The organism is Pseudomonas sp. LB3P14, from assembly GCF_054898045.1.
This window is the reverse complement of the sequence record NZ_CM142714.1, coordinates 1,097,323-1,122,553: the sequence shown is the minus strand read 5'-3', so window position 1 is coordinate 1,122,553 and position 25,231 is coordinate 1,097,323. Positions and strand designations below refer to the sequence as shown.

Genomic DNA, 25,231 nt, shown 5'->3' with positions numbered 1-25,231 from the left:
CAATCAGGTCACGGCACCGATCTGCCAGGGCACGAACTCGTTCTGCCCATAACCGTGTTGTTCGCTTTTGCTGCGCTCGCCGGAAGCAATGCGCAGCATCTGTTCGAAGATGTAGGCGCCGCGCTCTTCAATGCTGGTAGAACCGTCGGCGATTCCGCCGCAGTTCACGTCCATGTCTTCTTCCTGGTGCTCGAACACCCGGTTGTTGGTCGCCAGCTTGATCGAAGGTGCCGGCGCGCAGCCGTAGGCCGAGCCCCGGCCGGTGGTGAAGGCGATCAGGTTGGCGCCGCCGGCGACCTGGCCGGTGGCCGAAACCGGGTCGTAGCCCGGGGTGTCCATGAACACCAGGCCCTTGGCCCGGACCGCTTCGGCGTACAGGTACACATCCACCAGGTTGCTGGAGCCGGCTTTGGCCACCGCGCCCAGGGATTTCTCGAGGATGGTAGTCAGGCCACCGGCCTTGTTGCCAGCCGAGGGGTTGTTGTTCAGTTCGGCGTTCATGCGCTGGCAGTAGTCTTCCCACCAGTGGATGCGCGCGATGAGTTTTTCCCCCACCTCGCGGCTCACGGCGCGGCGCGTCAGCAAATGCTCGGCGCCATAGATTTCCGGGGTTTCCGAGAGAATCGCGGTGCCACCCGCCGCCACTAGGCGGTCAACGGCATTACCGAGCGCCGGGTTTGCAGTGATGCCCGAGTAACCGTCCGAGCCGCCGCATTGCAGGCCGACGATCAAGTGGCGAGCGCTGACCGGCTCGCGCTGCACCTGGTTGGCCTTTGACAGCAATGCCTTGACCTGCTCGATGCCACTGGCGATGGTTTTCGAAGTGCCGCCTACGCCTTGTATGGTGAAGGCGCGCAACTGATCGCTGGCCTTGAGCCCCTGAGTCTCGAGCAGGCTCTCGATCTGGTTGGTTTCACAACCCAGGCCGATGATCAGCACCGCAGCAAAGTTAGGGTGTACGGCGTAGCCACCGAGCGTGCGGCGCAACAGACCCAAGGCCTCGCCGTTGGGGTCCACTGCGCAACCGGCGCCGTGGGTCAGCGCCACTACCCCGTCGATGTTCGGGAAGGCGGCCAGCGCCTCGGGGTGGATGTCCCGACGAAAATAATCGGCCACGGCCCGGGCCACGGTCGCCGAGCAATTTACCGAAGTAAGAATGCCTACGTAGTTGCGGGTCGCGACGCGGCCATCGGCACGCACGATGCCCTGGAAGACAGCTTCGGTGCTTGGCAGGGTGTGGGCGTCGACGCCGAAGGCGTAGTCACGGGCAAAGTCGCCCATCTCCACATTGTGCACATGCACGTGATCGCCGGCTTCGATGAGCTGCGAGGCAAAACCGATGATTTGCCCATAGCGGCGCAGGGGCTGGCCCTGCTCCACGCGTTGGGTAGCGACTTTGTGCCCGGAGGGAATCAGCTGGCGCACGGTGATCGCTTCGGCTTCCAGGCCCAGGCCTTCAGGCAGGGCCTGCCGTGCAATCACTACGTTGTCCAAGGGGTTGAGGCGGATCACGGCAGGGTCGCTGGTCCGAGTTCTGGCAATCAGTTGCATGGGACCTCTCAGGGCAGTACGGCTGACTTCTTGTTATGGCGTCGCCCGTTCTGTGACAGGCGAATCTGCGATAACTGTATGGACCCCGCCTGAACATTCCCAATGAGATGATCCGATCAATCGATAACCTCACGTTATCGAATTGCCTTATTGACCTCGGTGAATCAATCAGTCGCCCCTTCCTCCTCCCGTCGTTGACGCGCGAAATCGAGCAGGATGTCGGCGAACTCCCGGGCCGAACCCGTCAGCGGCTCGTACTTGCGGGTGATGATGCCGTACTCCAGTGGTGCCAGGCGCAGCGGGGTCTGCAGCTCTTTGAACTGGCCGCTGTCCAGCTGCGCTGCCACCATGGATCTGGGCAGCATGGCGATCAACGGACCCGAATGCAGCAATTGCAGGAACATCTGCATGGAGATGGTTTCGACGCTGTCCGCCGGTGAGGCGATGCCAGCGGCCTTGAACGCCAATTCCAGGCGATCGCGAATCGGCGTACCAACCGGGTACAGCACCCACGGCCACTGGCCCAGCGCTTCAAGCGGTGTGCAATCCAGCTCGTTTAGCGGATGGCTGCTGTTGACCACCAGGCTGAACGGCTCCGGCTCCAACGGCTCGAAGTCGAAGACCTGGCTGTAACGCTCTTCGGTGAAGCGGCCGATCATCAGGTCGAGCTTGTTTTGCTCAAGCATGGTGAGCAAATGATCGCTGGACTGCTCCACCACTTCGATCGACAGCAAAGGGCTGCGCGCCTTGATCGCGACGATAGCTTCGGGCAGCACCACCGAGGTTGCCGCGAAAATCCCGCCCACCTTGAGAAAGCCATGGCCGCCTTTGCGCAGCCGGTTGACCTGGTCGACGAATTTGTGTGAATCGGCCAACGCACCTTGGGCGTAGCGCACCACGTGCTCGCCTAGCTCCGTGGGCGGCATGCTGCGAGGCAGGCGCTGGAACAGGGCAAAACCGAACTGCTCCTCCAGGTCACGCAGCATCTTGCTCAAGGCTGGCTGGCTAAGGTTCATCCGTATGGCGGTGGCGTGCATGTTGCGCGTGCGCGCCAGGGTGTCGATCAGCACCAGGTGCTTGAAGCGCACCCAGTTGCAGAAGCTGGAATGGGTAATGTCCGACGGCATCGGGGTCAGTGCCTCTTGAAGGTGGTGTGCAGCGCCTGTCAGGTATTACGAGGTGCCTGTAAAGTCAAAGCGATTGCCCCCGCAAATACTGCAGCAGCGTATTCAACGCCACCGACCTTGGCCGGGAACGCAAGGTCAGCAGGCCGATATTGACCATGGAGATCGGCAGCTCGACCGGCAAGATAGCGACCATGCCATAGCGCGCATAATGCTCGGCAACGTCATTAGGCACCACCGCGATCATGTCCGAAGCCTCGAGCATCGCGGTGGTCGCCAGGATCGAAGCGGTTTCAACAATGTCCAGCGACTGCACCATACCGCCGGCCTGCAGGGCAGTTTCCACCCGGCGGCGCATGGGGCTGCCGATGGGGTGCAGGATCCAGGTCAATGCGATCAAGTCGGTCAACTGCAATGGCGAGGAACCCGCCAACGGGTGACCAATCCGGGCGATCACGCGCATCTGCTCGCCGTTGTCGAACAGCTCGATGTCCAGGTCCTGACTGTCGCTCTGGTCCGGCAAGCGCCCCAGCACCACATCGAAATCGCCGCGCAGCAAGGCCGGCAGCAAGGTGTCGCTGGTGCCCACCTCAATGGAAATCCGCACTTTGGGGTAATCGCGCTTGTACGCCAGCACCGCTTTGGTCAGCAGCCGGGGCACCGGCCCCATCACGCTGCCGACGCGCACCCGTCCCATCGCCCCGCGCTCCAGTTCCGCGATCTGCGCCTGGGCATGCTCGAACTCATGCAGCGCGCCTTGGGCGTAGCGGATCATCACCTCGCCATAAAGGGTCGGCTGCATGCCGCGCGGCAAGCGTTCGAACAGGCGCACACCGAGGCGCTCTTCCAGTTGCTGCAACAGCAGGCTGGCGGCCGGTTGCGTGGTGTGCATCGCCGTGGCCGCCCGGCGCAGGTTGCCGAACTCACCCAGGGCATTGAGCAAGGTGATCTGCCGGCTGGAAATTTTCAGGGCACCGAGGTTACGTGGCGTGAGCGTGGTGACTTCTGGATTGGGAGACATATCAAATCCGGTATCCCTACTTAGGAAACCGTGATTATGCATGTATCGCTTGGCGACCTACAGTCGAGTCTCCAACTGGTCATCGAGCACAAGAGCCCACCATGAGCATTCGAATCACCCAGCTGAGCGTTCGCGACATCCGTTTCCCCACGTCCCTGTCGCTGGACGGATCCGATGCGATGAATAGCGCGCCGGATTACTCCGCGTCCTACGTCGTGCTGCACACCGACGCCCCTGCCGGCCTTGAAGGCCACGGCCTGACGTTCACCATCGGCCGTGGCAACGAGATCTGTGTGGCGGCCGTGCAATCCCTGGCACCGATGGTGGTCGGCCTGACCCTGGAAGAGATCGTTGCCGACATGGGCGCCTTCTGGCACAACATCACCGTGGGCGACAGCCAACTGCGCTGGTTGGGCCCGGAAAAAGGTGTGATCCACCTGGCCACCGCGGCCATCGTCAACGCCGTCTGGGACCTGTGGGCCAAACATGAAGACAAGCCCGTGTGGAAGCTGTTGGCCGACATGACGCCGGAACAAGTGGTGCGCTGCCTGGACTTCAGCTACGTCACCGACGTGCTAACCCCCGAGGAAGCCATCGCCCTGCTGCGTCGCCAGATGCCGGGCAAGGCCCAGCGTGAGGCGCAAATGTTGCGCGAAGGCTACCCCGGTTACACCACCGCTCCGGGCTGGCTCGGCTACAGTGAAGAAAAAATGCGCCAACTGGCCCGCGAAGCGGTCGAGGATGGCTGGACCCACATCAAGCAGAAAATCGGCGCCAACCTGGAAGACGACATCCGCCGCGCCACGATTTTGCGCGAAGAAATCGGCTGGGAACGTACCCTGATGATGGACGCCAACCAGGTCTGGGGCGTCGATGAATCGGTGGCTAATATGCGCCGCCTGGCGGCGTTCGAACCGCTGTGGATCGAAGAGCCGACCAGCCCCGACGACATCCTCGGCCATGCCAGCATCCGCCAGCGCATCGCACCGATCGGCGTCGCCACCGGTGAGCATTGCCACAACCGGGTGATGTTCAAGCAGATGTTCCAGGCCGGCGCACTGGACTTCTGCCAGTTGGACGCGGCTCGCTTGGGTGGTCTCAACGAGGTATTGATCGTGTTGCTGATGGCCGCCAAGTTCAACGTGCCGGTCTGCCCCCATGGCGGTGGTGTCGGTTTGTGCGAGTACGTGCAGCACATCGCCCTGTTCGACTACATCGCCGTCTCGGCCTCGCTGCACAACCGTGTACTCGAATACGTCGACCACCTGCACGAGCACTTCCTCGACCCGGTGGTGATCCGCCGCGGCCGCTACATCCCACCGCAGCGTCCGGGCTACAGCATCGAAATGACCGCTGAAACCCTGGAGCGCTACCAGTATCCCAACGGACAGGTGTGGATCGATATCGCCCGCGCCTGATCGCCACGCCGCGGCAACCGTCAAAGGAACGTTGATACCCGCTTGAAGCCGACTCGTTGTGATTGTTCCAAGCACTTAGGCCCTATCACTTTGAGGCGAACGCAGGCATTGACTGATTGCATCGACGCACCGCGCCGCAACTAAAGATCTGCGAGTCGGGTGCTGATCGCGTCGAGAAACGTCCTCGTTTTTGTCGGAGTAAAGCGTCTGGAAGGAAGCAGTGCATAGATAGGTGCGGACGCACTGTGCCAGTCACGCAGGATATGTACCAGGCGGCCGATGGCAAGATCGGCCGCAACGTCGACCCTGGACTTGAGCATCACACCGAGGCCACCGATCGCCCAATCCCGCACGGCATCGCCGCTATTGGCCTGAAGCCGGGAGCGTGGCTGAAAATCGATGACTTCGTTTCGCGGACCTTCCAGGCGCCATGGCATGGAGAGATCGTCGTAGCGTAGACACCAATGACGATCAAGATCGCGGGCGCATTCAGGCTCCCCATGACGTTCGAGATACGCAGGTGCGGCAACGAGGATCCGGTGATTGTCAGCAAGCTTGCGCATGATGGCGCTGCTATCTCGAGGCTGGCCAATGCGCACCGCAACATCGATCCGCTCATACGTCAGATCGACAAGCCGGTCGTCGAGCCTAAGTTCGATATCAAGCTTCGGATGGCGTTCGACCAGTTCAGCCACCAACGGTACCAAGTGAATGCGCCCGAAGGAAACGGGCGAGCTGACCCGCAGCAGACCGAACGGCTCTTCACCGCCTACGGTCATTCGTGACTCCGCAGCGTCCAACTCCTCGAGTATGCGATCGACATGAGCGATCAGGGCCAAGCCCTCGTCGGTAGCGGACAGTGTGCGAGTGGTTCGATTGATCAGCCGCTGTCCGGCTCGCCGCTCCAGTGCCATGAGCCGCTTGCTGACCACGGCGAGCCCCACACCTAAATCGCGCGCGGCCGCTGACAGGCTGCCGCACACCAGGATCCGCTGAAAGGTACGAAGTTCGTTGAGATCATCCAGCATATTATCAACCCCTGTTCAATAATCTATCTACTGATAGCCATATTCTCATACTCAAGGCAAGAGATAACACTGGCCGCACCCGATCAGAAAACCTCTGTTCGACTACGCCCAGCTTCTGGAGTCTTGCCATGACAGCCTCTTCACCCCTGTTCACATCGACCTTTGTTGCCGAACACAACGTACCTCACCGCGTGGTGATGGCGCCGATGACGCGTGCTCGCAGTACACAACCTGGTGACGTGCCCAACGCGATGAACGCCCATTACTATGCGCAACGTGCTTCGGCCGCTCTGATCGTCTCGGAAGCGACGCAGATCTCACCGCAAGGTAAGGGATATTCTTTTACCCCAGGCATTCATAGCAAAGAGCAGATAGCAGGATGGCGACTTATCACGGATGCCGTGCATGCCGCGGGTGGACGCATCTTTCTTCAGCTGTGGCATGTCGGTCGGATGTCCCATCCCGACTTCCACAATGGGGAGTTGCCGGTCGCGCCTTCGGCAGTTTCATTCGAAGGACAAATCTGGAAGGTGGATCCTGCGACCGGTCAAGGCGAGATGGTGGATTGCCCGACGCCGCGCGCACTTGGGAGAGCGGAAATCCACGACATCGTTAAAGACTTCCGCGTCGGAGCGCGCAACGCTGTAGAGGCGGGCTTCGACGGCGTCGAAATCCACGGTGCGAACGGCTACCTTGTGGATCAATTCCTGCGCACTACAGCCAACACCCGCACTGACGAATACGGCGGCTCTCGCGAAAATCGGTTGCGATTCCTCAGAGAAGTGGTCAGTGCTGTCGCAGACGAAGTGGGTGCCGAGCGCACTGCCATTCGGCTAGCACCGTTTCTGACAGCACGCGGTATGGCCTGCCCCGACATTCTGCCGACGATTCTCGACGCCATCTCGTTCCTGCAAACGCTTGGCATTGCCTACCTGCATCTGGTCGAAGCCGATTGGGACGACGCACCGCAGTTCACGGAGGCGTTCCGAGTCGACATCCGGGCGCGCTTCCAACGGCCAATCATCGTTGCCGGCAAGTACGATCTGGATCGCGCCAACTGGGTAATTGGCAAGGGCTATGCCGACCTGGTCGCGTTCGGCCGGCCGTTCGTGGCCAACCCGGACCTGCCGCGCCGGCTCGCCGAGAGCTTGCCGCTGGCCATGCTCGATAGCAACACGCTGTTCGGAGGCAGTGAGCGCGGCTATAGCGACTATCCCAGCTGGAGCGATTCAAGTCGGGCCGGCGCAGCCAGTGAACTGGAAGTTGTTTGCTGAACAGCAACCTTTCGAAGCAGAAGCGAGGACGCCATGTCGACGAACTCAAAAATCTGGCCGAATCCTGAAACGAACTTACCGCAGCAACCGGAACGCCGGGCTTTTATCGACCTGCCGACGAGTTGCAGTTCGACCGTGCATCCGTCACTACCTTTCGAATGGAGAATCCTCATGTCGCTTTCGCCTGTTGCCCGCCTGCCCCGTGCAGGTTCTTGGCTGTTCACTTTACTGATCACCGCCGCGGTGCCCCCCGCCTTCGCCGCGACCGATTTGCTCGTCCAGCCCCAATCCGTGATCGTCGACCATAGTCTTCCTCGGGCACAGGTCGAGGCGCAGATCCTGGCCGCACGCCGCTATGACACGTTCTGGACCACCGGCGACGAAGCTCTCGCGCGCGCCGCCCTGGCACCCGACTTCAAGGATTCCACGCTGCCTCCAGGTCGCCCTCAAGGCATCGCCGGACCGCTCGCGGCATCGAAAATGATGCATGCGGCTATTCCCGATATCCAGTGCGAGGTCGAGCAGATGATGGTGGTCGGTGACCGAGTCATCGCTCATTTGCGTTTCTCCGGCCACTTTACCGGCCAGTTCAAGGGCGTCCAGGGCAAAGGGCAGCCGATCGACTTCATCGCGACCGATATCTACCGCGTCGTCGAAGGTCGCATCGCTGAGAACTGGCATCTCGAAGACAACCTGACCCTGCTGCAACAACTCGGCTTGATTGCCAAGTAAGGAGATCGCACTGATGAAGTTTGATCATGAACCCATAGCTGACGGCCCGAATGCATCGGAGCAAGTCAGTCGCCGGACGTTTCTCAATCGAGCCGGGGCGACAGCGGGCGTCCTTGCTGCGAGTGCGGTGTTCCCTACCGTCGCAGCCGCGCAAGCTGCACCCTCCACGCCAAAGCTCGCGGCTACGCCACGCCATGGTCAGTTCTGGCCTGACGACATTCGGCTGGTCGTTTCCATTTCCATGCAATTTGAGGCGGGTGGACAGCCGTCCAAAGGTACGGACAGTCCGTTCCCCAAGGTCGATTTTCCGCCAGACATTCCATCGGATCTAGCAGCCAACACCTGGTTCGCCTACGGCTATCGCGAGGGAGTTCCGCGCATGCTCGATCTGTGGGATCGCCACCAGGTCAAGGTGACCTCGCACATGATCGGCGAGGCCGCTCAGCGGCATCCTGAACTGGCAAGAGAGATCGTGGCGCGCGGCCATGAAGCGGCCGGACACGGCCCTAGATGGAGCTCCCAATATGCGATGAGCCGCGAGGAAGAGAAGCAGTTCCTCGTCCAGGCAGCCAGCATGGTCGAAGAAGTCACGGGTCAGCGTCCGATTGGCTACAACTGCAACTGGCTGCGGCGTGGTCCGAATACGCTGTCGCTGCTACAAGAGTTGGGCTACGTCTACCACATCGACGATCTGAGCCGCGATGAGCCTTTTATCGAACAGGTCAACGGCAAGGACTTCGTCGTGGTGCCGTATACGCTGCGTAACAACGACATCCTACTGATCGAAGGCCGTAACTATTCGCCGTCTCAGTTCCTTGAACAGATCAAATTGGACTTCGATCAGCTCTACGAAGAAGCCGGCACACGCCGCCGCATGATGTCGGTCAGCGCGCATGACCGCATCAGCGGCTCGCCGCAGATGGCGCGGGTCTGGGACGAGTTTCTGCGTTACGCCAAGAGCCGGCCAGGTGTCGCGTTCATGCGCAAGGACGAAATTGCGCGCTACATCCTGAACAGCCCGCTGACCCTGCGCGAAGCCGAAACAGTGTAAAAATCTACTAAAGGTAAATGCAAAATGTTTAATTATCGCGGATCGACAGCGTTGGTCACAGGGGCGTCCAAAGGAATTGGCGAAGTCTTTGCAGAGCATCTTGCTGCTCGTGGCATGAACCTTGTGCTGGTTGCACGTTCCCTAGACGCATTGGATAGTTTGGCAAAACGACTGTCTGATAGATACGGAGTTCAATGCGTTGCACTCAATGCCGACCTCGCTGACCCAGATGCCACGAACTGGATTGCGACCGAACTTGAACACCGCGCAATTCAAGTAGACCTGCTAGTCAACAACGCCGGGTTAGGATTGAGCGGTAGTTTTCTGTCGCACGAACTGGAGCAGAAACAAGCCGAAATCCAGGTTAACGTTCAGGCGCTCGTCTCCCTCGCCTACCTGTTTGGCCGTGGGATGAAAGATCGTCGAAAGGGCGGCATCATCAATATCGCCTCAAACGCTAGTTTTCAGCCGCTCCCGGCGATGGCCACCTACGCCGCGACTAAGGCCTTCGTTCTCCATTTTAGCGAAGCGCTGAGCTACGAGCTGGCCGGCGACGGTGTTCGTGTGATGGCCGCGTGTCCTGGCCCGACAGCAACCAATTTTTTTGCAGGAACCACAACCACTCTATCTGCGAAGAACATGGACAGTTCAGAGTCGGTGGTTCAAAAGACACTTGATGCCTTCGATCAAGGCAAGAACGTCGCATATCCCACACGCATCAGCGTCCGACTGGGCATGTTATTGCCAAGATTTCTTCCGCGATCGCTGGTAACGAAGATTGGTGGAATAGCAACCAAAAACATGGGCCTTCATTAAATAGACCAGAGTTCGGTGCGGTCGTCGACTTGCGATTCCACGGCCGCGGGCGATATCACTTAACCTCAGACTGACTGTCGATTCACCCAGGCCGATGATTTGGGCTGAAGACCTTATTACTTCCTGCCCTATCAGCGTCGGATACCGTAGTTCTGTGAAAAGGTAGGTGCGGTACTGACCCGGTCACCGACGGCGACATGATTCACCTTGTCATCGACCGCCTCGACAACCCCGGCGCTCTCGTAACCCAGCCTTGCAGGGAGATGAACCGGCTCAACATAGGCCCCGTTGCGCCACATGGATTCAGCTCGAATAAGAACAATGGCCTTAACCTGGATACGTACTTCATCGCTGGCCTGTGCCGGCACATCGATATCCGAATAGGTGAGGACTTGCGGGCCGCCATATTGAGTGAAACCGATGATGCGAGACATACATACTCCTTGAGCACCGGGGTGTTTTTCAGAAAAGCGAAAGAGGATTTTCAGGTCGGCCTCGTAGCGCCATGCGTTGGTAACGCCTTCGTAGCCCCTGGAACTCAGAGGCCGGTCATGCAGATGACCGGTGACAGTTCCGGCTCCAGCGTCTCAACCATCAGGTTGCGAATGGAAAAGCGAGATAGTCATTTTCGATGATCGGTCCGCGGAAGATATTACGCAGCGTGGCGGCTGCCACCGGTCGCTGGGACACCTCCGTGCCCTTGATGCGCGGCTCGATGATGTGCAGGTAAGCCAGTTCATACTCATTGAGCCGCGCGGCGAAATAGCCAAAAGTCGCTTCAGGGTTACTGTCCGAGATATTTCCCCACTGCCCGCTTGGCGAGACGCGGATACCAACCCGGCCAGGGCCCCACACCGAGATCATCGCTTCCAGTATTTCGAGAGAAAAACGGACGCGATTTTCCAGACTCCCTCCATAGGCATCGGTGCGTTTGTTGGTTCCATTCTGAAGGAAGGTGTCAACCAGATAACCATTGCCGTGGTGCAACTCCACACCATCAAACCCTGCTTCCTTTGCCCGCATGGCGGCCATACGGAAAGACTCCACCAACACCGGAATCTCCCAAAGTTCGAGCGCCCGATGAGGTGAGTTTGGCACCCAGCCGTCCTGGGTCAGTACCTGGGTTTCAAATGGAACCACAGAGGGTGCAATGGGCGCTCTGCCTTCGCTCAGGTCAACATGGGACTGACGACCGTAGTGGGCGATTTGCATGACAATCTTGCTGCCTTTGGCGTGAACCGCGTCAGTGATTTTGCGCCAGGCATCAACGTGTGTCTGGGTGTAAATGCCCGGGGAGCCAGGGTAGCCACGACTGTCATGGGAGGGGTGGGCGCTTTCAGTAATCTGCAAGCCGCCTTTTGAAGCACGCTCGCTGTAGTACTCAATCATCATTGCGCTTGGGCTTTCATCCGTCTCGGCGCGTAATCGCGTCGTAGGGGCATGGATGGCTCGATGAGTAAGGTCGATCGCACCAAAGCGAAGGGCCTCGAAGAGTTCACGTGCAGTAGTCATGACAACAATCTCCATTGCCCGGCACCAATGCGCCCAGCTGTTCAAATCGGGGTGGTTATTCACTCAGAGCTTGGAACCGCCATCCACACGCAGCATCCCGCCGGTGATCCTGCGCGCCGCGCCACTGGCCCAGAAAAGCAATCGCGTCACTGATGTCGGCCGGGCTGGCGATGCGTCGCGGGTGCTTGCCCATTGACCGCAAAGAGATATCGAAGCCTTTCCGAAGTGTCTTTAAGGGAGGCCGACAAAGCGATACCGGGCTTGAAACCAAATCTAGGGACTTCTTGCGGTGCTGAAAAAGACTTTGTTAGTGGTGTGCATACCTGAAAAGCATGGAAGGCGAAATTGGCTCGTACACCTGCGTTACTTCCGCGCGGTGACCAACACCGACAGCCTGGCCGAAGCCGCGGAACATCGATTGCACATCGCAGCCGTCGCCCAGCCTCGCTCCGTTTTCACTATCGTGTTGACCACACGACAATCACGCCTTCAAATTGAACAACACGACCTGCGGCGTTTCGCTCACCCAGTAACCGCTCACCGACCAGCCTGCACGCGCCGCCAGTTCGGTGAAGGACTCGACGGTGAATTTGTGCGAGTTCTCGGTATGCAGACGTTCGCCATCGCTGAAGTGGAAGGTGTGCCCGGCGACTTTGACCACTTGTTCGCGGCGGCTCACCAGATGCATTTCCATGCGCTCGTCGGTGTCGTTCCACAGCGCCAGATGGTCGAAGTCATCGACGTTGAAATCACCATCGAGTTCACGATTGATGCGGGTCAGCAGGTTCTTGTTGAACCGTGCGGTCACCCCTTCTCCGTCGTCGTAAGCAGCGACCAGGATGTCGGCATCCTTGACCAGATCCACGCCAACGATGAAGTTTGCCTCATCACCCAATAACGTGTGGGCCGAACACAAGAATTTCACCGCTTGATCATAAGTGAAATTGCCAATGGTCGAACCGGGGAAGAACCCTACGCAGGTGTGCCCAGCCGCTTCGGCCGGCAATTTCAGCGCACGGGTGAAATCATCGATCAGCGGCACGACCTTCAATTGTTTGTACTGCTTTGTCAGCAGCGCGGCGGCTTTTTTCAGCGCATTGGCGCTGATGTCGATGGGCACGTACAGCGCAATTTGTGGCGCGGCGTCAAGCAGCAGACGGGTTTTCTCGCTGGCGCCGCTGCCGAACTCCACCAGAGCCGCGCCCACTGGAATCTCATCGGCAATCTGTTGCGCAACCCGGGTCAGCAGACCGGTTTCGGCACGTGTCGGGTAGTACTCGGCCGTCTCGCAGATAGCCTCGAACAGCTCGGAGCCCGTGGCATCGTAGAAGTATTTGGGTGACAGGCTTTTCACCGGGGCCGACAAACCGCCGATGACATCACGACCAAATTCACTGTCGTGGTTGTTCACCGCACCGGGCTGACGCGCATCCCGGGCCAGACGCAAACCGGAGAACATCCAGCGCTTGTCCGGGCCGAAAAAGTTGCGATAGGTCGAGCGGGCATGGCCTGGTGAGGTGATGCTGGCACCGCCACGCAACACCATCACGTTGATCATGAACTTGCCGTTGTATTCGCCCACCGCGCTGTCCGCCGGGCGGAATCCCGGGTAGGCGTTGTACGCACTTTGTGTCCACTGCCAGGCCACGTTATCGACTTGTTCCAGCAGACCGGCTTCAGCAGCGGCTTCCCACTCGGTTTCGGTCGGCAGGCGTGCATCGGCCCATTGGGCAAACGCAGCGGCTTCGTAATAGCTGATGCTGATCACCGGAGCCGTCGGGTCGATGGTTTCCAGGCCGCGCAAGGTCATCTGCCGCCAGCCCTTGCCGTCGTGCTGCCAATACAGCGGCGCGTTCCAGCCGTTTTGCTGCACGACCGCCCAACCGTCTGATAGCCATAGGCTGGCTCTGCTGTAGCCGCTGTCCGCCATGAAGGCCAGCCATTCACCGTTGGTCACCAGGCGGTCGCTGATTTCGAAGGATTGCAGGTAAGTGGTATGTCTTGGGCCTTCGTTGTCGAAGGCGAACCCCCTGCCCTTATGACCCATTTCGGTCAGTCCGCCCTGGAGCGGCTTGAACTGGCCGCGACGCCCGGGGAGGTCTTTGCACCAGCGCGAGTCATAGGCTGGCTTGAGAGAGGAAGTACTGAACAAATGCAGGATGTCCATCAGCAACAGCTCTTGATGCTGCTCCTCATGGGCCAGACCCAGCTCGATCAATTCGGCGGTGCCGTCGGGCAATGCCAACTCCAGCAAAGCATGCATGTGTTCGTCGACATGCTTGCGGTAGTTCAGCACCTCATCCACGGTCGGACGTGTCATCAACCCGCGTTGTGGTCGGGGATGACGGGGGCCGATAGCCTCGTAATAGGAATTGAACAAGTAACCGAACGCCGGATCGAACGGCTGGTAGTCAACGACATTTTCAGCCAGCAGAAACGTCTCGAAAAACCAGGTGGTGTGCGCCATGTGCCACTTGGCGGGGCTGGCATCAGGCATTGACTGGACGACCATGTCCTCGGGGCTGAGCGGTGCAATCAGGCTCTCTGTACGGTTGCGAATAGTTTGGTAGCGCTTGAGAAGTGCACTACTGGCGGGGAGGTCGCGTAGCTCGCTTGAGGTGCTGGTCATCAGGTTTGTCTCCGGTGAATCGTCGTTGCGCTGGTCTGTCGATCCTCGTATTTCCGGAGGAGACAGGGCTTCGTACGTTTTTCCATAACCGAGCCAGGGCGAAGTGCTTGTACACCTCGTCCCGACCCGAAAAGCGATAGCGTGACTGCTCGTAAGCGCCTGGTTTCTAACCGTCTGGCTCAGCCCTGCGCACCTTCGATTTCGAAGGTCACCTTGTCAGCGTAAAAGGCGACGTGCTCCTTGATCTGCGCCATTGCCGGGTACGTGTCTTCGTAGGTCCAGACAGCGTTTTCGGCGGTCTTTCCGTCGGCGCTCAGGTCGAAATAATTGGCGTCCCCCTTATAGGGGCAATGTGTTTTATGTTCGGTGCGCGCGTAATGTTCAACCCGAATGTCGGATCTCGGGATGTAAAAAACCGCTGGATATTTGGCCTCTTCGAGCTTCACTGCTTTGTCGGTCTGCGCGACGACGACATCATTGAAGCGAACGGTGACTCGCCCCTGGAATGGGGTAATGGTGATGGGATGATCGGGGCCGGGGATTTTCATGATGATCAGTCCTTATAATTCACGAGGGAAAGGCGGCGCCGAACATCGGCCGCCCGCTTTTAGATTCAGCATTGCTTGCTTCGTCCTGCAAGACGTCCCAGTGTTCGGCGAGCCGACTGTCTTCGATCCTGAGCACATCGGCAGCAATCCATGCAACGGGTCGACCGTTGCCGGAGAAGCGCCCATGGACGATGACGTAGTCGCCTTCTGCGACGATAAGCTGATGCTCGTAGCGCAAGGTATCGGGCGCGCTACGGATCAAGCCAAACAAGCCTTCGCGTCCGGGTTCGATATGCGCGCTGTGTTGGATGTAGGTGTCCGACCAAAAACGCGTGGCCGCCCTGTAATCTCGCTTGTTGAACAGCGTGTCAAAAGCTTCCAGCACGAGTGCCTTGTTCTGCTCCGGGGTGGTCTTGATGGTCATATCGATCCTCCTCGCGTTGCTTGCTACTTCAGGCGGCGTACTGCACTGCCCCAAAAAGAAACATGGAAAGCAGATGCGCACATTCCTGCTTGTTGTCAGGCCGACGCGCTCGCGCGCTTTGAAACCTGGTCGTACCAACGCTTCAGGGCGACGTGTTCCTCCGGTACGGGGAAGTTGATCGCTTTAGCCGCAAAATCCACGGTGACCAAGGCCGTGATGTCGGCCACGGAGTAGCGATCACCCGCCACGAACGGAACCTCAGCCAAGCGGGCATCAAGGTCGGCGAAGAAGTTCTTCACACGCTGCTTGCTGCGCTCGGCCAGTTCCGGGATCTGCTCGTAGTCATAGGGGCCTGCAATCGCGCGCCCCTTGAGGCCTGGTGCGGCATTGCGGATGGCTTCCATGACGGTCGCGAAACCTTCCAGTTCGGCGCGCCGCTCCCACATCGTGACTAAGGCCTTTTCCTTTGCGGTCTCGCCGAGCAATGGGGTTTGCGGATAGGCCTCTTCAAGGTATCGGATGATGGCTGGCACCTCACCGATGGCGGTGCCGTCTTCCAGTACCAGGGTCGGAACGACGCGGCGCGGATTGATCACACGGTAGTCCTCGGAATGCTGTTCACCTTGGCCCAGATCGACCGGGACGAGCGGAATCGACAAGCCCTTCTCGGCGAGAAAAATGCGCACACGCCGCGAGTTGGGCGAGCCCGCGGACTGATAGAGTTTGAGTGCATTGGCGGTCATGGCTTGATTTCCTTTGTGAGAACTCAGAGGTAGAGCAATGTGTCGGGCTTTAGCTACTGCCCCGACGGCGATGTAATCAACTTAGGTTCAGAGGGAAGCGGTCTAGCTAAGAAAACTCTTCTTTCGCTGCGCCACCAAAAGCGTGATTGCAGCGAGGCTTAACAAGGCGATAACGCCCGCGCCAAGGTCAACTGCGAGACTCAGTCCCGCGTGTGTCGCCACGACGCCCAGCCCAAGGGCGACAACACCAAGCGAGAGATAAGCGAACAGGTAAAGCGCCGAGAACACACCACCGCGGTGTTGTGCAGGCGTCGCGCTATTGAGTAAGGCAAGTCCACCCAAAAAGAGCAGACCGTACCCGACGCCCATCATCGCGTTTGCCGCAAGATATAACCAAAGTCCGTGCCAGACGACGGATAGTGCAAGCAAGGCCATCCCGACAGCGGAGGCGATCGCACCCAAAGTTATGGAAAGCCTTGGGCTCAGCCGCCGCATCGTTGCTCCAGTCAGCGCAGAGCCGATCGCAAACAAGGCCAGTACCGCGCCATTGACCAAGGCATTGGGGGACTCGACGAGGTCGTGGGCAACCTGTCCACCAAGCGAAAGGACCAACACGCCATGGGTGTAGGCAGTGGTCACTGCTAACGCTGCGATGGCGAACGCAGGTCGCAAAACAGAGGGAACGGACGGCGCCCTTGGCCGCCACTTGCGGGTAGCTCGCGTACCCACATGGCGCGGCAGATGCCACACCGCAACGAACAGCACCACAAGGAGTGCGAACAGTACCCAGAACGAGAGATGCATCGGCCACGGAGCGTACTGTGTAAGCGCACCTCCAACGAGCAGCGCCGCGGCGAAACCGAAGGCCTGTGCGATCGCAGTGACGGGTGCGGCCCGTCTGACCTGAACATCGGTGCCGAATTCAACCATCGCGGCGGTCGACGCCCCCACGCTAAGCCCAACGCCAACGCCCATCAATGCTCTGCCAACGAACAACCACAAGACGCCCGGAGCGATGGCAAATAGCAGTACGCCCAGCAGCGAGGCGGTCAGCCCGAAAAGCATCGTCGTTCTGCGGCCGATGTAATCAGAGAGATCACCAAACACAATCAGGACTGCCACTACGAAGAGCGGATAGATGGCGAACATGCCCGTCGTCACCGTGTGGGACAGTTGCCAGTGCTCCGCATACAGTCGGTAGCTCATGGCCGGTGCCGCGCTGGTCCACAAAGTATGCGCAACCACCCCCGCCGCCGCCCAGAAGCTAGCGCGTGGGCTCAGCTCGGTGGGCCGAGAAGCCAGAACAGCGAGCGGTGGTGGTGGACCGTGCGGGTAGACGACGGGCATGGCAGAAACTCCTTTGTACCGGCAGCTGGACTCAAAGCTTCGAGTCACCACCAACCTGAGGACAGGCACAGGTCATGAAGCGGTCTTGCCGCCGTTGACTCGAATGATTTGGCCTGTAATGAAGGTCGCCTTACCGGATGCGACAAACACAATGGCGTCGGCAATCTCTTCCGGGGCTCCGGCGCGCTTGAGTGGAACACTCATCAGGAAAGCAGCTTTGCGCTCGGCCGTACCGGTCAGCCGGTCGAGCATCGCTGTCTGAACCGGTCCGGGGGCAATTGCATTGACCCGCACACTGGAGGCCGCACCCTCAAGGGCGGCCGACTTGGTCAGACCTTCCACGGCATGCTTGCTGGCGGTATAGAGGGACAAATTCGCCGCACCACGTGCGCCCATCGTCGAAGAAATATTGATGATGCTGCCGTTACCCTGCGCCAACATCACCCTCATCTCGTGCTTCACGCTGAGGAATGTGCCGAGCACGTTGGTGTCAAAAGTTGCCGCATAGTTCTCGGGCGTCACCTCCGTTACAGCGATGGACTGTCCCTCTGTACCCGCGGCGTTAACCGCAATGTCCAGCCGGCCGAAGCGTTCGACTGTTGCATCGATCAGACTGCGGACCTCATCTTCATGACGCACGTCGGATATCAGAAATTCCGCTTCGGCACCGAGTGCTCGGAGTTCGGCCGCCAGTTTCTGACCTTCTTCTTCACGTCGTCCTGAAACGACAACGTTGGCACCCTCATTAGCGAAGGCGATCGCGGTCGCTCGACCTATGCCGGTCAGTGCGCCTGTGATGAGAACAACAGATTGAGTAGACATTTGCTTTATCCTGGTTAAGTACGCGTATCTCGAAGAGCCATCGTTCAGAGCTTTGTGCCACCGTCGACGTGCAAGGTGTCGCCGGTGATCCAACGGGCGTCATCGGAAGCGAGGAAGACAACGGCGGCTGCGATGTCGTCGGGTTGAGCCATGTGCTTAAGCGCCTGGATGCTCAGCGTGAAGTCCCGCCCCGCATCGGTTTTGGCGAAACGAGACATCTCGGTTAGAACCACGCCCGGTGCCACGGCATTGACGCGGATGCCGCGCCCGCCGAGTTCCGAGGCGAAGTGCTTGACCAAGGTATCGATGGCGCCCTTGGTGGCTGCATAGGCGGACAGCATCCCAACGCCGGTGTGCGTCGCTGCACGCGATGACAGGAGAACGACGCTGCTGCCCTTGCACAGAGCGGGTAGCAACTGCTGCACGAGGAAATACGGGGCGCGCACGTTCACTGCGAAGAGATCGTTGAAGTCCTTGACGGTAGTTTCCTCGATCGAGTCGGCCTTCGAGATGCCGGCATTGGCGACGAGGATGTCCAATCGACCACCGATGATGGCGCGCACGCGCTCGGCCAGCAAATGCGGCCCATCCGCTGCGCCCATGTCGGCGGCGATCTTCTCAGCCTTCCCGCCCGCATTGCGGATTTCGGCGACCACTGCTGTCGCTTCCTTATCTCCTCTGCTGTAGTGGACGAGCACTTGCGCGCCGGCTTGTGCCAGCGCAAGTGCGCTGGCACGGCCAATGCCGCGGGAGGCACCGGTGACGAGTGCGGTCTTGCCATAGAGGTTGGTCATGATAAGCATCCCTTGGTCTTGATCCAGATTCCCGGTGCCAGATTCAGGCGCGCCGGGTCTCTTCAGAAAGGAACAGGGACGCGTGGCCGACAAAGCGCTCGGGGTATTGATACTGCGAGCCGTGGTTGGCGTCCGGATAGAGAATCAGCTGCGCGTTCGGCAGGTGCCGCTGCAAGATCGAAGAGTTCACCGAATAGATGATCACATCGTTGTCACCATTGACGACCAGCGTTGGCTGCTTGATCGCCTTCAGGTAATCGAAGGGGTTCTCGCGTGGTGCGCCCCACTTGATCAACGCCTCGATCTGCGCAGGTCCGACCTTGTCGCTGACGTCTGGATCGCGATCCACTGTGCGTTGTCGAAAGCGTTCGAGGTAAGCACGGCCCGCCGCTTGGCTGGCTTGGGACGGGGTGAAGAACACCTTGAGCCACAAGTGATCAGGCTCGTCGTAGCTTGCACCGAAGATCTCCTGCGCTTCAGGCGTCAGCGAGGCCATACCTTCACCGCTGCGCGGTCCGGTCCCCACCAGGATCAGCCGCCGTACGAGCGCCGGTTCTGCCAGCGCCAGTTCCTGCGCGACCAGGCCGCCGAGCGAAAAGCCCAGGACATCAACCTGTGTGAGGCCAAGCGCCTTGATGAAGGCCGCGGCGTTGGCAGCCATTTTCTCGATTGAGTTCGGGACTTCCCCCGAACTACTGGAGATACCGGCGTTGTTGAACAGAATGACTTCGCGGTCGTGCGCCAATCCGTCCGTCACCGCAGGATCCCAGTGATCCATCGTGCCGGTGAAATGCATGTTGAGGACGAGTGGAACCCCACCCGATTTGCCGAAACGTCGGTAGGCGAATCGAATACCCGCTGCGTCCACGAACTGCGTCGGCACGGTCTGATGATTGTGCTGAATCATTGCGGTTCCCTCTGGTGGGGATCCCTTAATCGGGCGCGGAGCAAATCTCCGCGCCCAGACGGGATCAGTTAGCGGTATGACCGCCGTCGACGTTGAGGACATGGCCGGTGATGAATGAAGCTTCGTCCGATGCGATGAAGACGATCGCGTTGGCAAGGTCCTCCGAGAGGCCGAGTCGGCCCAGCGGAACTTGCGCCACCAGGGCCGCCTTGTTCTCCTCCGTGCCGGTGAAGCGGGTCAGCATGCCGGTGTCCGTAGGACCCGGTGAGACCGCATTCACGCGAATACCCGATGCTGCGAGTTCGAGCGCCACCGACTTGGTGATACCTTCGACAGCGTGCTTGGCACCGACATAGATCGAGGCATAGGCCGCGCCCTTGTGCCCGTAGGTCGAGGAAATATTGATGATGCTGCCGCTCCCCTGGGCCTGCATGGCGCGCACCTCGTGCTTCATGCTCAGGACCACGCCGAGCACATTTGTGTCGAACGTCGCGGCAAAGCTTTCCGCCGTCTGGTCCGTGATCGGGCCGACCGCACCTTCGGTGGCGGCGTTGTTCACGGCGACATCGAGACGCCCAAACCGCGCGACGGTCTTGTCGACCATATTGCGGACGTCATCTTCGTTGCGGACGTCGGTGTTGATGAATTCGGCCTCCGAACCGAAAGAGCGCAACTCCTCAACGAGTGCCTTACCGGCTTCGTCGCGTCGACCGGCAACGACCACCTTCGCGCCTTTCTTGGCAAAGGCGACGGCAGTGGCGCGGCCGATTCCGGTGAGGGCTCCGGTGATCAGAATAACGGGCTTGTTCATTTTTCAGCTCCTGTCAGGCATGACCTGTGGCGTATGGATAGACGATCACTTTCGGCGTAAGGAAGATTTCCACGACGCCGTCATAGCCAACAAGCTAGGAGTTTGTGGCGAAGTTGAAAAAGACTTTGTAAGCTTGGGGCATACCTGGCAGGCATGAGGGCACTATGGAACTGCGACATTTGCGATATTTCATTGCCGTCGCCGAGACGGGTAGCCTGACGGAAGCAGCCGAGAAACGACTGCACACCTCGCAGCCTTCGCTCAGCCGGCAGATCCGGGATCTGGAAAATCACGTCGGGGTCGAGTTGCTGTCGCGCAGCGTTCATGGCGTCGAGCTGACCGCTGCGGGCAAAGCCTTTCTCGACCACGCCCGCCTGGCGCTGATGCAAGTCGATGCTGCGGTCGAAACGGCACGCAGGGCGGCGCAGCCGACAAGGAAGACATTCGCCATCGGCTTCCAAACCGGGTACGAGATGAACTGGCTACCACGAGCGATGCACGTGCTGCGCGACGAAATGAACAACATCCAGGTCATGGTCTCCAGCGACTATTCACCGGATCTCGCCGAAGCGCTCGTCCGCGGCCGGCTGGACCTGGCCTTTCTGCGCGTAGAGCCGGGTTACGACCTCGAGTACCAAGTGGTAGACAGGGAGCCACTCATCGTCCTGATGCCGAGCGACCATCGGCTCACCGCGCGCGAAGCCGTACGCCCGCAGGATTTCATGGGCGAGATTTTCATTGGCGGCTCGAACAAGGCCACTGTGCTGCGCGCCGTCACCGAAGACTATCTACGGCGCTCGGGGCTCGACATCAAATGGGATCACGGGGTGGACAATTTGGCGATGGCCATGTCTCTGGTCGCCTCCACCCGCGGGCTGGCGCTGATGCCCGCCTATGCCAAGAACCTGCTGCCGTGGTCTGTCGTCAGCCGTCCGCTGGAAGGCGAGGCACCGATGATCGATATAGCGGTGGGCTACAGCAAGTCGAACACCTCACCGATTCTCAGGTTGTTCTTGTCGCGGCTCGACGAACTGATAGCGCCGAAGTGAAATCTATAGGAAATAAGGGAGGTCACATTGGATTCGTTCTGACCATTTGCTTGCATTACTCCTCATGTCTAGTTCTGTTAGGCCTTGTGAGCGGACGGTCGGACAGGATTACGAACTAGGGGCGGTTCAGGCAACCATCCGCCCAGACCTCGATTGATGAGCCCGACACCTCAAGTGTCGGGCTTTTTTTCGCGCAACCATGACGCTTCAGCAATAGAAGGGATAATCCACATAGCCTCGTTCATCGCCACCATAGAAGGTATCGCGATCGTATGCGCTCAGTGCCAGCTTGTGTTGGATCCGCGCCGGCAAATCTGGGTTGGCGCCCCCGCATACGTGCAGAACCTGATGCCCTGGTCTGTGACCAGTCGCCCCTTGGCCGGCGACATCCCCATGATTGATCTGGTAATTGGCTATAGCAAGTCGAACAATTCGCCCATTCCAGTCAAGCTTCGATGATAGGCATGAGCGCCTGATGAGCAGTGGCAGAATGCAGCGGTTTGCTGCCGCTGAGTTTGCGCAACAGCACATAGAAAACCGGAGTCAGGAACAGGCCGAAGAAGGTCACCCCGAGCATGCCAAAGAATACCGCGATGCCCATGGCGTAGCGCATTTCGGCCCCGGGCCCAGTGGAAACCACCAGCGGAACGACCCCCATGATGAAGGCGAAGGATGTCATCAAAATCGGCCGCAGACGCAGGCGGCTTGCTTCAATCGCTGCTTGAACAATCCCAGTTCCCTGCATCTCAAGCTCACGAGCAAATTCAACGATCAGGATGGCGTTCTTCGCTGACAGGCCGACCAGCACCATCAATCCAATCTGAGTGAAAATGTTGTTATCACCACCCAGCAACCAGACACCGGTCAACGCAGAAAGGATGCTCATGGGCACGATCATGATCACCGCCATCGGCAGCGCCAGGCTTTCGTACAACGCCGCGAGGACCATGAATACCAGTAACACGCTAATCGGGAACACCCAGACACCAGAGTTACCGACCAACTTTTGCTGATACGCCAGGTCGGTCCATTCCCACTTAACGCCCCGCGGCAGTGTTTCAGCAGCGATGCGCTCAATTGCAGCCTGCGCCTGACCGGTGGAGTAACCCGGTGCAGGGCTGGCACTGACGTCGGCGGCGGTGTATCCGTTGTAACGCACCACCATCTCTGGACCGAATGTCGGGGTGACGTTGACGAGCGACGACAGTGGCACCATTTCGCCCTTGTCATTGCGTGTCTTCAGTTGGCCTATGTCGTCACTGTTGGCACGGAATGCCGCGTCGGCCTGGGCCCGAACTTGATACACCCGACCGAAGAGGTTGAAGTCATTGACGTACAGCGAGCCGAGGTACACCTGCATGGTATTGAACACGTCGGTAACCGGCACACCCAACTGCAACGCCTTGACCCGGTCCAACTCGACATCCAGTTGCGGCACGTTGATCTGGTAGCTGGAAAAGGTAGAGGCCAACTCCGGTGACGCCATGGCACGTTTGACGAACGCTTGGGTGGCTTCGTCGAGCGCCGAATAGCCCAGATCACCCTGGTCTTCGAGTTGCAGCTTGAAGCCGCCCAGCGTTCCCAATCCCAGCACAGGCGGTGGTGGAAATACGCCGATGTAGGCGCCCTTGATCGATGCAAATTTGGTTTTCAGTGCATTCGCGATAGCGGCCGCGGATTTAGCCTTATCGCCCTTGCGATCCTCGGAAGAATCCAGCACCACAAACAGCACACCGGCACTGGAGGAGTTAGTGAAGCCGTTGATCGACAGGCCCGGGAACGCCGCCGCAGACCAGACGCCAGGCTGTTTCATGGCGATGCTCGACATTTCCTGGATCAGTTCGTCGGTACGGTCAAGCGTCGCGCCACTGGGAAGTTGAGCGAACGTGATCAAGTAGTCTTTATCCTGCTGTGGGATGAAACCCGTAGGCACGACTTTGCCCACGAACACAGCGAACATCAGCAAGACCGCATACAGCGCCATCATTACGGTCTTGTGCCCTACCACACCTCTGACACCCTTGGCGTAGCGACTGGCACCACGATGGAATACGTTATTGAACAACCGAAAGAACCCGCCGAAGACCTTATCCATCGATCGAGTCAACCAATCCTTCGGATGGTCATGGCCGCGTAGCAACAAAGCAGCCATTGCAGGGGAAAGGGTCAGTGAGTTGAATGCTGAAATGACCGTCGAGATCGCGATAGTCATCGCAAACTGTTTGTAGAACTGACCGCTGATGCCCGACATGAACGCCAGCGGCACGAACACCGCAACCAGCGTCAGGGCAATCGCCACGATCGGGCCACTGACCTCTTGCATTGCCTTGTAAGTAGCCGCCTTGGGCGACAGGCCCGACTCGATATTGCGCTCGACGTTCTCCACCACCACGATCGCGTCATCCACAACGATGCCGATCGCCAGCACCAGACCGAACAATGACAGCGCATTGATCGAGAAGCCGAACAACTGCATCAAGGCGAAGGTACCCACGATCGACACCGGGACGGCCAACAGCGGAATCAGAGAGGCGCGCCAGGTTTGCAGGAACACGATGACCACCAGCACCACCAGCAAAATCGCCTCGACAAGGGTGTGAATGACCGCATTGATACTGGCTCGCACGAATTTCGGTGGGTCATAGGAAATCTTGTATTCGACACCGGCGGGCATGTCCTTCTGTAGCACTTGCATCGCTTCATGCACCGCGTCGGAGATATCCAGCGAGTTGGCACCGGGCAGTTGGTAGATCCACAGCGCCACGGCGGGCTTGTTGTCAATCCGTGCCCGCAAGCCGTAGTCGGCAGCGCCTAATTCAATCCGCGCGACATCACGTAAATGAGTGACGGCGCCATTGGAGGCCTTGAGTACGATGTTTTCGAATTCTTCCACCGTCGACAGCCTGCCCTTGGCGTTGACGCTCAATTGCAGCGGCGCATTAGGCAGCGACGGCGACGATCCAATCAGACCGGCGGCAACCTGGACGTTTTGATCCTGAATCGATTTGATCACGTCGGTGGCGGTCAAATCCCGCGAGGCGACTTTCTTCGGGTCTAGCCAGATGCGCATCGAGTAGTCGCCCGACCCTTTCAGCTGAACTTCCGAAACTCCGCTAATGCGCTCGATTCGATTCTTGACGTTGATCAGTGCGTAATTGCGCAAATACGCCATGTCATAACGATCATTGGGCGAGATGAGGTGAACCGTCATGGTCATGGCTGGTGAGCCCTTGACCGTGGTGACCCCGAGGCGCTGCACATCGGCCGGCAAGCGTGGCAGCGCCTGGGACACTCGGTTCTGTACCAATTGCTGAGCCAGATTAGGATCGGTACCCAGTTTGAAGGTAACCGTCAGCGTCATTGTGCCGTCGGTGTTGGTTTGGGACTGCATATACAGCATGTCCTCGACGCCATTGATTTTCTCTTCCAGCGGAGAGGCCACGGTGGCCGCGATGACCTTAGGGTTGGCGCCGGGAAACTGCGCCGAAACAGTGACGGTCGGCGGAATGATTTCCGGGTACTCCGAGACTGGCAAACTGAACACCGAAATAACCCCGGCGAGCAGAATGAGCATCGACAACACAGCGGCGAAGATTGGGCGATCGATGAAGAATTTGGAAATATTCATGG

Annotated in this window: 23 protein-coding genes and 1 pseudogene; 7 read left to right on the top strand and 17 right to left on the bottom strand. The window is 59.1% G+C overall.

The features are described 5' to 3' along the window. Positions 1 to 3: 3 nt before the first annotated feature. The 3 genes from ACYZT5_RS05265 to ACYZT5_RS05255 all read right to left on the bottom strand — a co-directional run bounded on the left by ACYZT5_RS05265 (position 4) and on the right by ACYZT5_RS05255 (position 3,696). Positions 4 to 1,551: a UxaA family hydrolase gene (locus tag ACYZT5_RS05265; protein ID WP_462050120.1), complete on the bottom strand. Its 1,548-nt coding sequence runs from the start codon at positions 1,549 to 1,551 to the stop codon at positions 4 to 6. Between the two features lie 164 nt (positions 1,552 to 1,715). Further along, positions 1,716 to 2,678, bottom strand: coding sequence for a LysR family transcriptional regulator (locus tag ACYZT5_RS05260; protein ID WP_462050119.1), 963 nt, complete (start codon positions 2,676 to 2,678; stop codon positions 1,716 to 1,718). A 64-nt stretch (positions 2,679 to 2,742) separates the two neighbouring features. Then, entirely contained in the window at positions 2,743 to 3,696 is a 954-nt protein-coding gene (locus ACYZT5_RS05255; protein ID WP_462050118.1) for a LysR family transcriptional regulator, read from the bottom strand. A 101-nt stretch (positions 3,697 to 3,797) separates the two neighbouring features. Between ACYZT5_RS05255 and ACYZT5_RS05250 the strand changes: the two genes are divergently transcribed. Further along, positions 3,798 to 5,114 carry an L-fuconate dehydratase gene (locus tag ACYZT5_RS05250; protein ID WP_462050117.1) on the top strand — a complete coding sequence of 439 codons (1,317 nt, stop codon included), beginning with the start codon at positions 3,798 to 3,800 and terminating at the stop codon, positions 5,112 to 5,114. 140 nt (positions 5,115 to 5,254) lie between these two features. Here ACYZT5_RS05250 and ACYZT5_RS05245 read toward each other — a convergent pair whose 3' ends face one another. Continuing rightward, the gene (locus ACYZT5_RS05245; protein ID WP_462050116.1) at positions 5,255 to 6,142 is read right to left on the bottom strand and encodes a LysR substrate-binding domain-containing protein; all 888 of its coding nucleotides are present in this window, start codon (positions 6,140 to 6,142) and stop codon (positions 5,255 to 5,257) included. 128 nt (positions 6,143 to 6,270) lie between these two features. On the opposite strand from ACYZT5_RS05245, the gene ACYZT5_RS05240 reads away from it, so the two are divergent. The 4 genes from ACYZT5_RS05240 (at position 6,271) to ACYZT5_RS05225 (ending at position 10,015) form a co-directional block, all read left to right on the top strand. Then, on the top strand, positions 6,271 to 7,416 hold the full coding sequence (locus ACYZT5_RS05240) for an alkene reductase (protein WP_462050115.1): 1,146 nt from the start codon (positions 6,271 to 6,273) through the stop codon (positions 7,414 to 7,416). 171 nt (positions 7,417 to 7,587) lie between these two features. Then, the gene (locus ACYZT5_RS05235; RefSeq protein WP_462052192.1) at positions 7,588 to 8,148 is read left to right on the top strand and encodes an ester cyclase; all 561 of its coding nucleotides are present in this window, start codon (positions 7,588 to 7,590) and stop codon (positions 8,146 to 8,148) included. Positions 8,149 to 8,161: 13 nt separating this feature from the next. After that, complete coding sequence (locus ACYZT5_RS05230; protein WP_462050114.1) at positions 8,162 to 9,199, top strand: polysaccharide deacetylase family protein; 1,038 nt, start codon at positions 8,162 to 8,164, stop codon at positions 9,197 to 9,199. Between the two features lie 24 nt (positions 9,200 to 9,223). Next, positions 9,224 to 10,015 (top strand): SDR family NAD(P)-dependent oxidoreductase, encoded by a 792-nt coding sequence (locus ACYZT5_RS05225; protein WP_462050113.1) that lies wholly within the window; start codon positions 9,224 to 9,226, stop codon positions 10,013 to 10,015. A 131-nt stretch (positions 10,016 to 10,146) separates the two neighbouring features. On the opposite strand, the gene ACYZT5_RS05220 is transcribed toward ACYZT5_RS05225, so the two are convergent. Both ACYZT5_RS05220 and ACYZT5_RS05215 read right to left on the bottom strand, forming a co-directional pair. Further along, a complete protein-coding gene (locus ACYZT5_RS05220; RefSeq protein ID WP_462050112.1) occupies positions 10,147 to 10,449 on the bottom strand; it encodes an alcohol dehydrogenase catalytic domain-containing protein in 303 nt (100 codons plus the stop codon). A 160-nt stretch (positions 10,450 to 10,609) separates the two neighbouring features. Further along, entirely contained in the window at positions 10,610 to 11,527 is a 918-nt protein-coding gene (locus ACYZT5_RS05215) for an alkene reductase (RefSeq protein ID WP_462050111.1), read from the bottom strand. Here ACYZT5_RS05215 and ACYZT5_RS05210 point away from each other — a divergent pair. Beyond that, the gene (locus ACYZT5_RS05210; protein ID WP_462050110.1) at positions 11,526 to 11,723 is read left to right on the top strand and encodes a hypothetical protein; all 198 of its coding nucleotides are present in this window, start codon (positions 11,526 to 11,528) and stop codon (positions 11,721 to 11,723) included. The genes ACYZT5_RS05215 and ACYZT5_RS05210 overlap by 2 nt on opposite strands. A 285-nt stretch (positions 11,724 to 12,008) precedes the next feature. On the opposite strand, the gene egtB is transcribed toward ACYZT5_RS05210, so the two are convergent. The 9 genes from egtB to ACYZT5_RS05165 form a co-directional block, all read right to left on the bottom strand. After that, positions 12,009 to 14,156: an ergothioneine biosynthesis protein EgtB gene (gene egtB, locus ACYZT5_RS05205; protein ID WP_462050109.1), complete on the bottom strand. Its 2,148-nt coding sequence runs from the start codon at positions 14,154 to 14,156 to the stop codon at positions 12,009 to 12,011. A gap of 179 nt (positions 14,157 to 14,335) precedes the next feature. Beyond that, on the bottom strand, positions 14,336 to 14,704 hold the full coding sequence (locus tag ACYZT5_RS05200; RefSeq protein ID WP_462050108.1) for a DUF427 domain-containing protein: 369 nt from the start codon (positions 14,702 to 14,704) through the stop codon (positions 14,336 to 14,338). A 19-nt stretch (positions 14,705 to 14,723) separates the two neighbouring features. After that, complete coding sequence (locus ACYZT5_RS05195) at positions 14,724 to 15,128, bottom strand: nuclear transport factor 2 family protein (RefSeq protein ID WP_462050107.1); 405 nt, start codon at positions 15,126 to 15,128, stop codon at positions 14,724 to 14,726. 95 nt (positions 15,129 to 15,223) lie between these two features. Continuing rightward, the gene (locus ACYZT5_RS05190; RefSeq protein ID WP_462050106.1) at positions 15,224 to 15,871 is read right to left on the bottom strand and encodes a glutathione S-transferase family protein; all 648 of its coding nucleotides are present in this window, start codon (positions 15,869 to 15,871) and stop codon (positions 15,224 to 15,226) included. Between the two features lie 102 nt (positions 15,872 to 15,973). Beyond that, positions 15,974 to 17,218, bottom strand: a complete 1,245-nt coding sequence (locus ACYZT5_RS05185) for an MFS transporter (RefSeq protein WP_462050105.1) — start codon at positions 17,216 to 17,218, stop codon at positions 15,974 to 15,976. Between the two features lie 72 nt (positions 17,219 to 17,290). Next, complete coding sequence (locus tag ACYZT5_RS05180) at positions 17,291 to 18,040, bottom strand: SDR family NAD(P)-dependent oxidoreductase (RefSeq protein ID WP_462050104.1); 750 nt, start codon at positions 18,038 to 18,040, stop codon at positions 17,291 to 17,293. Between the two features lie 44 nt (positions 18,041 to 18,084). Then, positions 18,085 to 18,834 (bottom strand): SDR family NAD(P)-dependent oxidoreductase, encoded by a 750-nt coding sequence (locus ACYZT5_RS05175; protein WP_462050103.1) that lies wholly within the window; start codon positions 18,832 to 18,834, stop codon positions 18,085 to 18,087. A gap of 43 nt (positions 18,835 to 18,877) precedes the next feature. Next, on the bottom strand, positions 18,878 to 19,741 hold the full coding sequence (locus tag ACYZT5_RS05170; protein ID WP_462050102.1) for an alpha/beta fold hydrolase: 864 nt from the start codon (positions 19,739 to 19,741) through the stop codon (positions 18,878 to 18,880). A 64-nt stretch (positions 19,742 to 19,805) separates the two neighbouring features. Beyond that, positions 19,806 to 20,552 carry an SDR family NAD(P)-dependent oxidoreductase gene (locus tag ACYZT5_RS05165; protein WP_462050101.1) on the bottom strand — a complete coding sequence of 249 codons (747 nt, stop codon included), beginning with the start codon at positions 20,550 to 20,552 and terminating at the stop codon, positions 19,806 to 19,808. 164 nt (positions 20,553 to 20,716) lie between these two features. Here ACYZT5_RS05165 and ACYZT5_RS05160 point away from each other — a divergent pair, with 164 nt between their 5' ends. Then, on the top strand, positions 20,717 to 21,601 hold the full coding sequence (locus ACYZT5_RS05160) for a LysR family transcriptional regulator (RefSeq protein ID WP_462050100.1): 885 nt from the start codon (positions 20,717 to 20,719) through the stop codon (positions 21,599 to 21,601). Between the two features lie 207 nt (positions 21,602 to 21,808). Here the strand turns inward: ACYZT5_RS05160 and ACYZT5_RS05155 are convergent. Both ACYZT5_RS05155 and ACYZT5_RS05150 read right to left on the bottom strand, forming a co-directional pair. After that, a pseudogene (locus ACYZT5_RS05155) lies at positions 21,809 to 21,925 on the bottom strand (alkene reductase); the annotation flags it as partial. A gap of 121 nt (positions 21,926 to 22,046) precedes the next feature. After that, a complete protein-coding gene (locus ACYZT5_RS05150) occupies positions 22,047 to 25,229 on the bottom strand; it encodes an efflux RND transporter permease subunit (RefSeq protein ID WP_462050099.1) in 3,183 nt (1,060 codons plus the stop codon). Positions 25,230 to 25,231 lie beyond the last annotated feature (2 nt).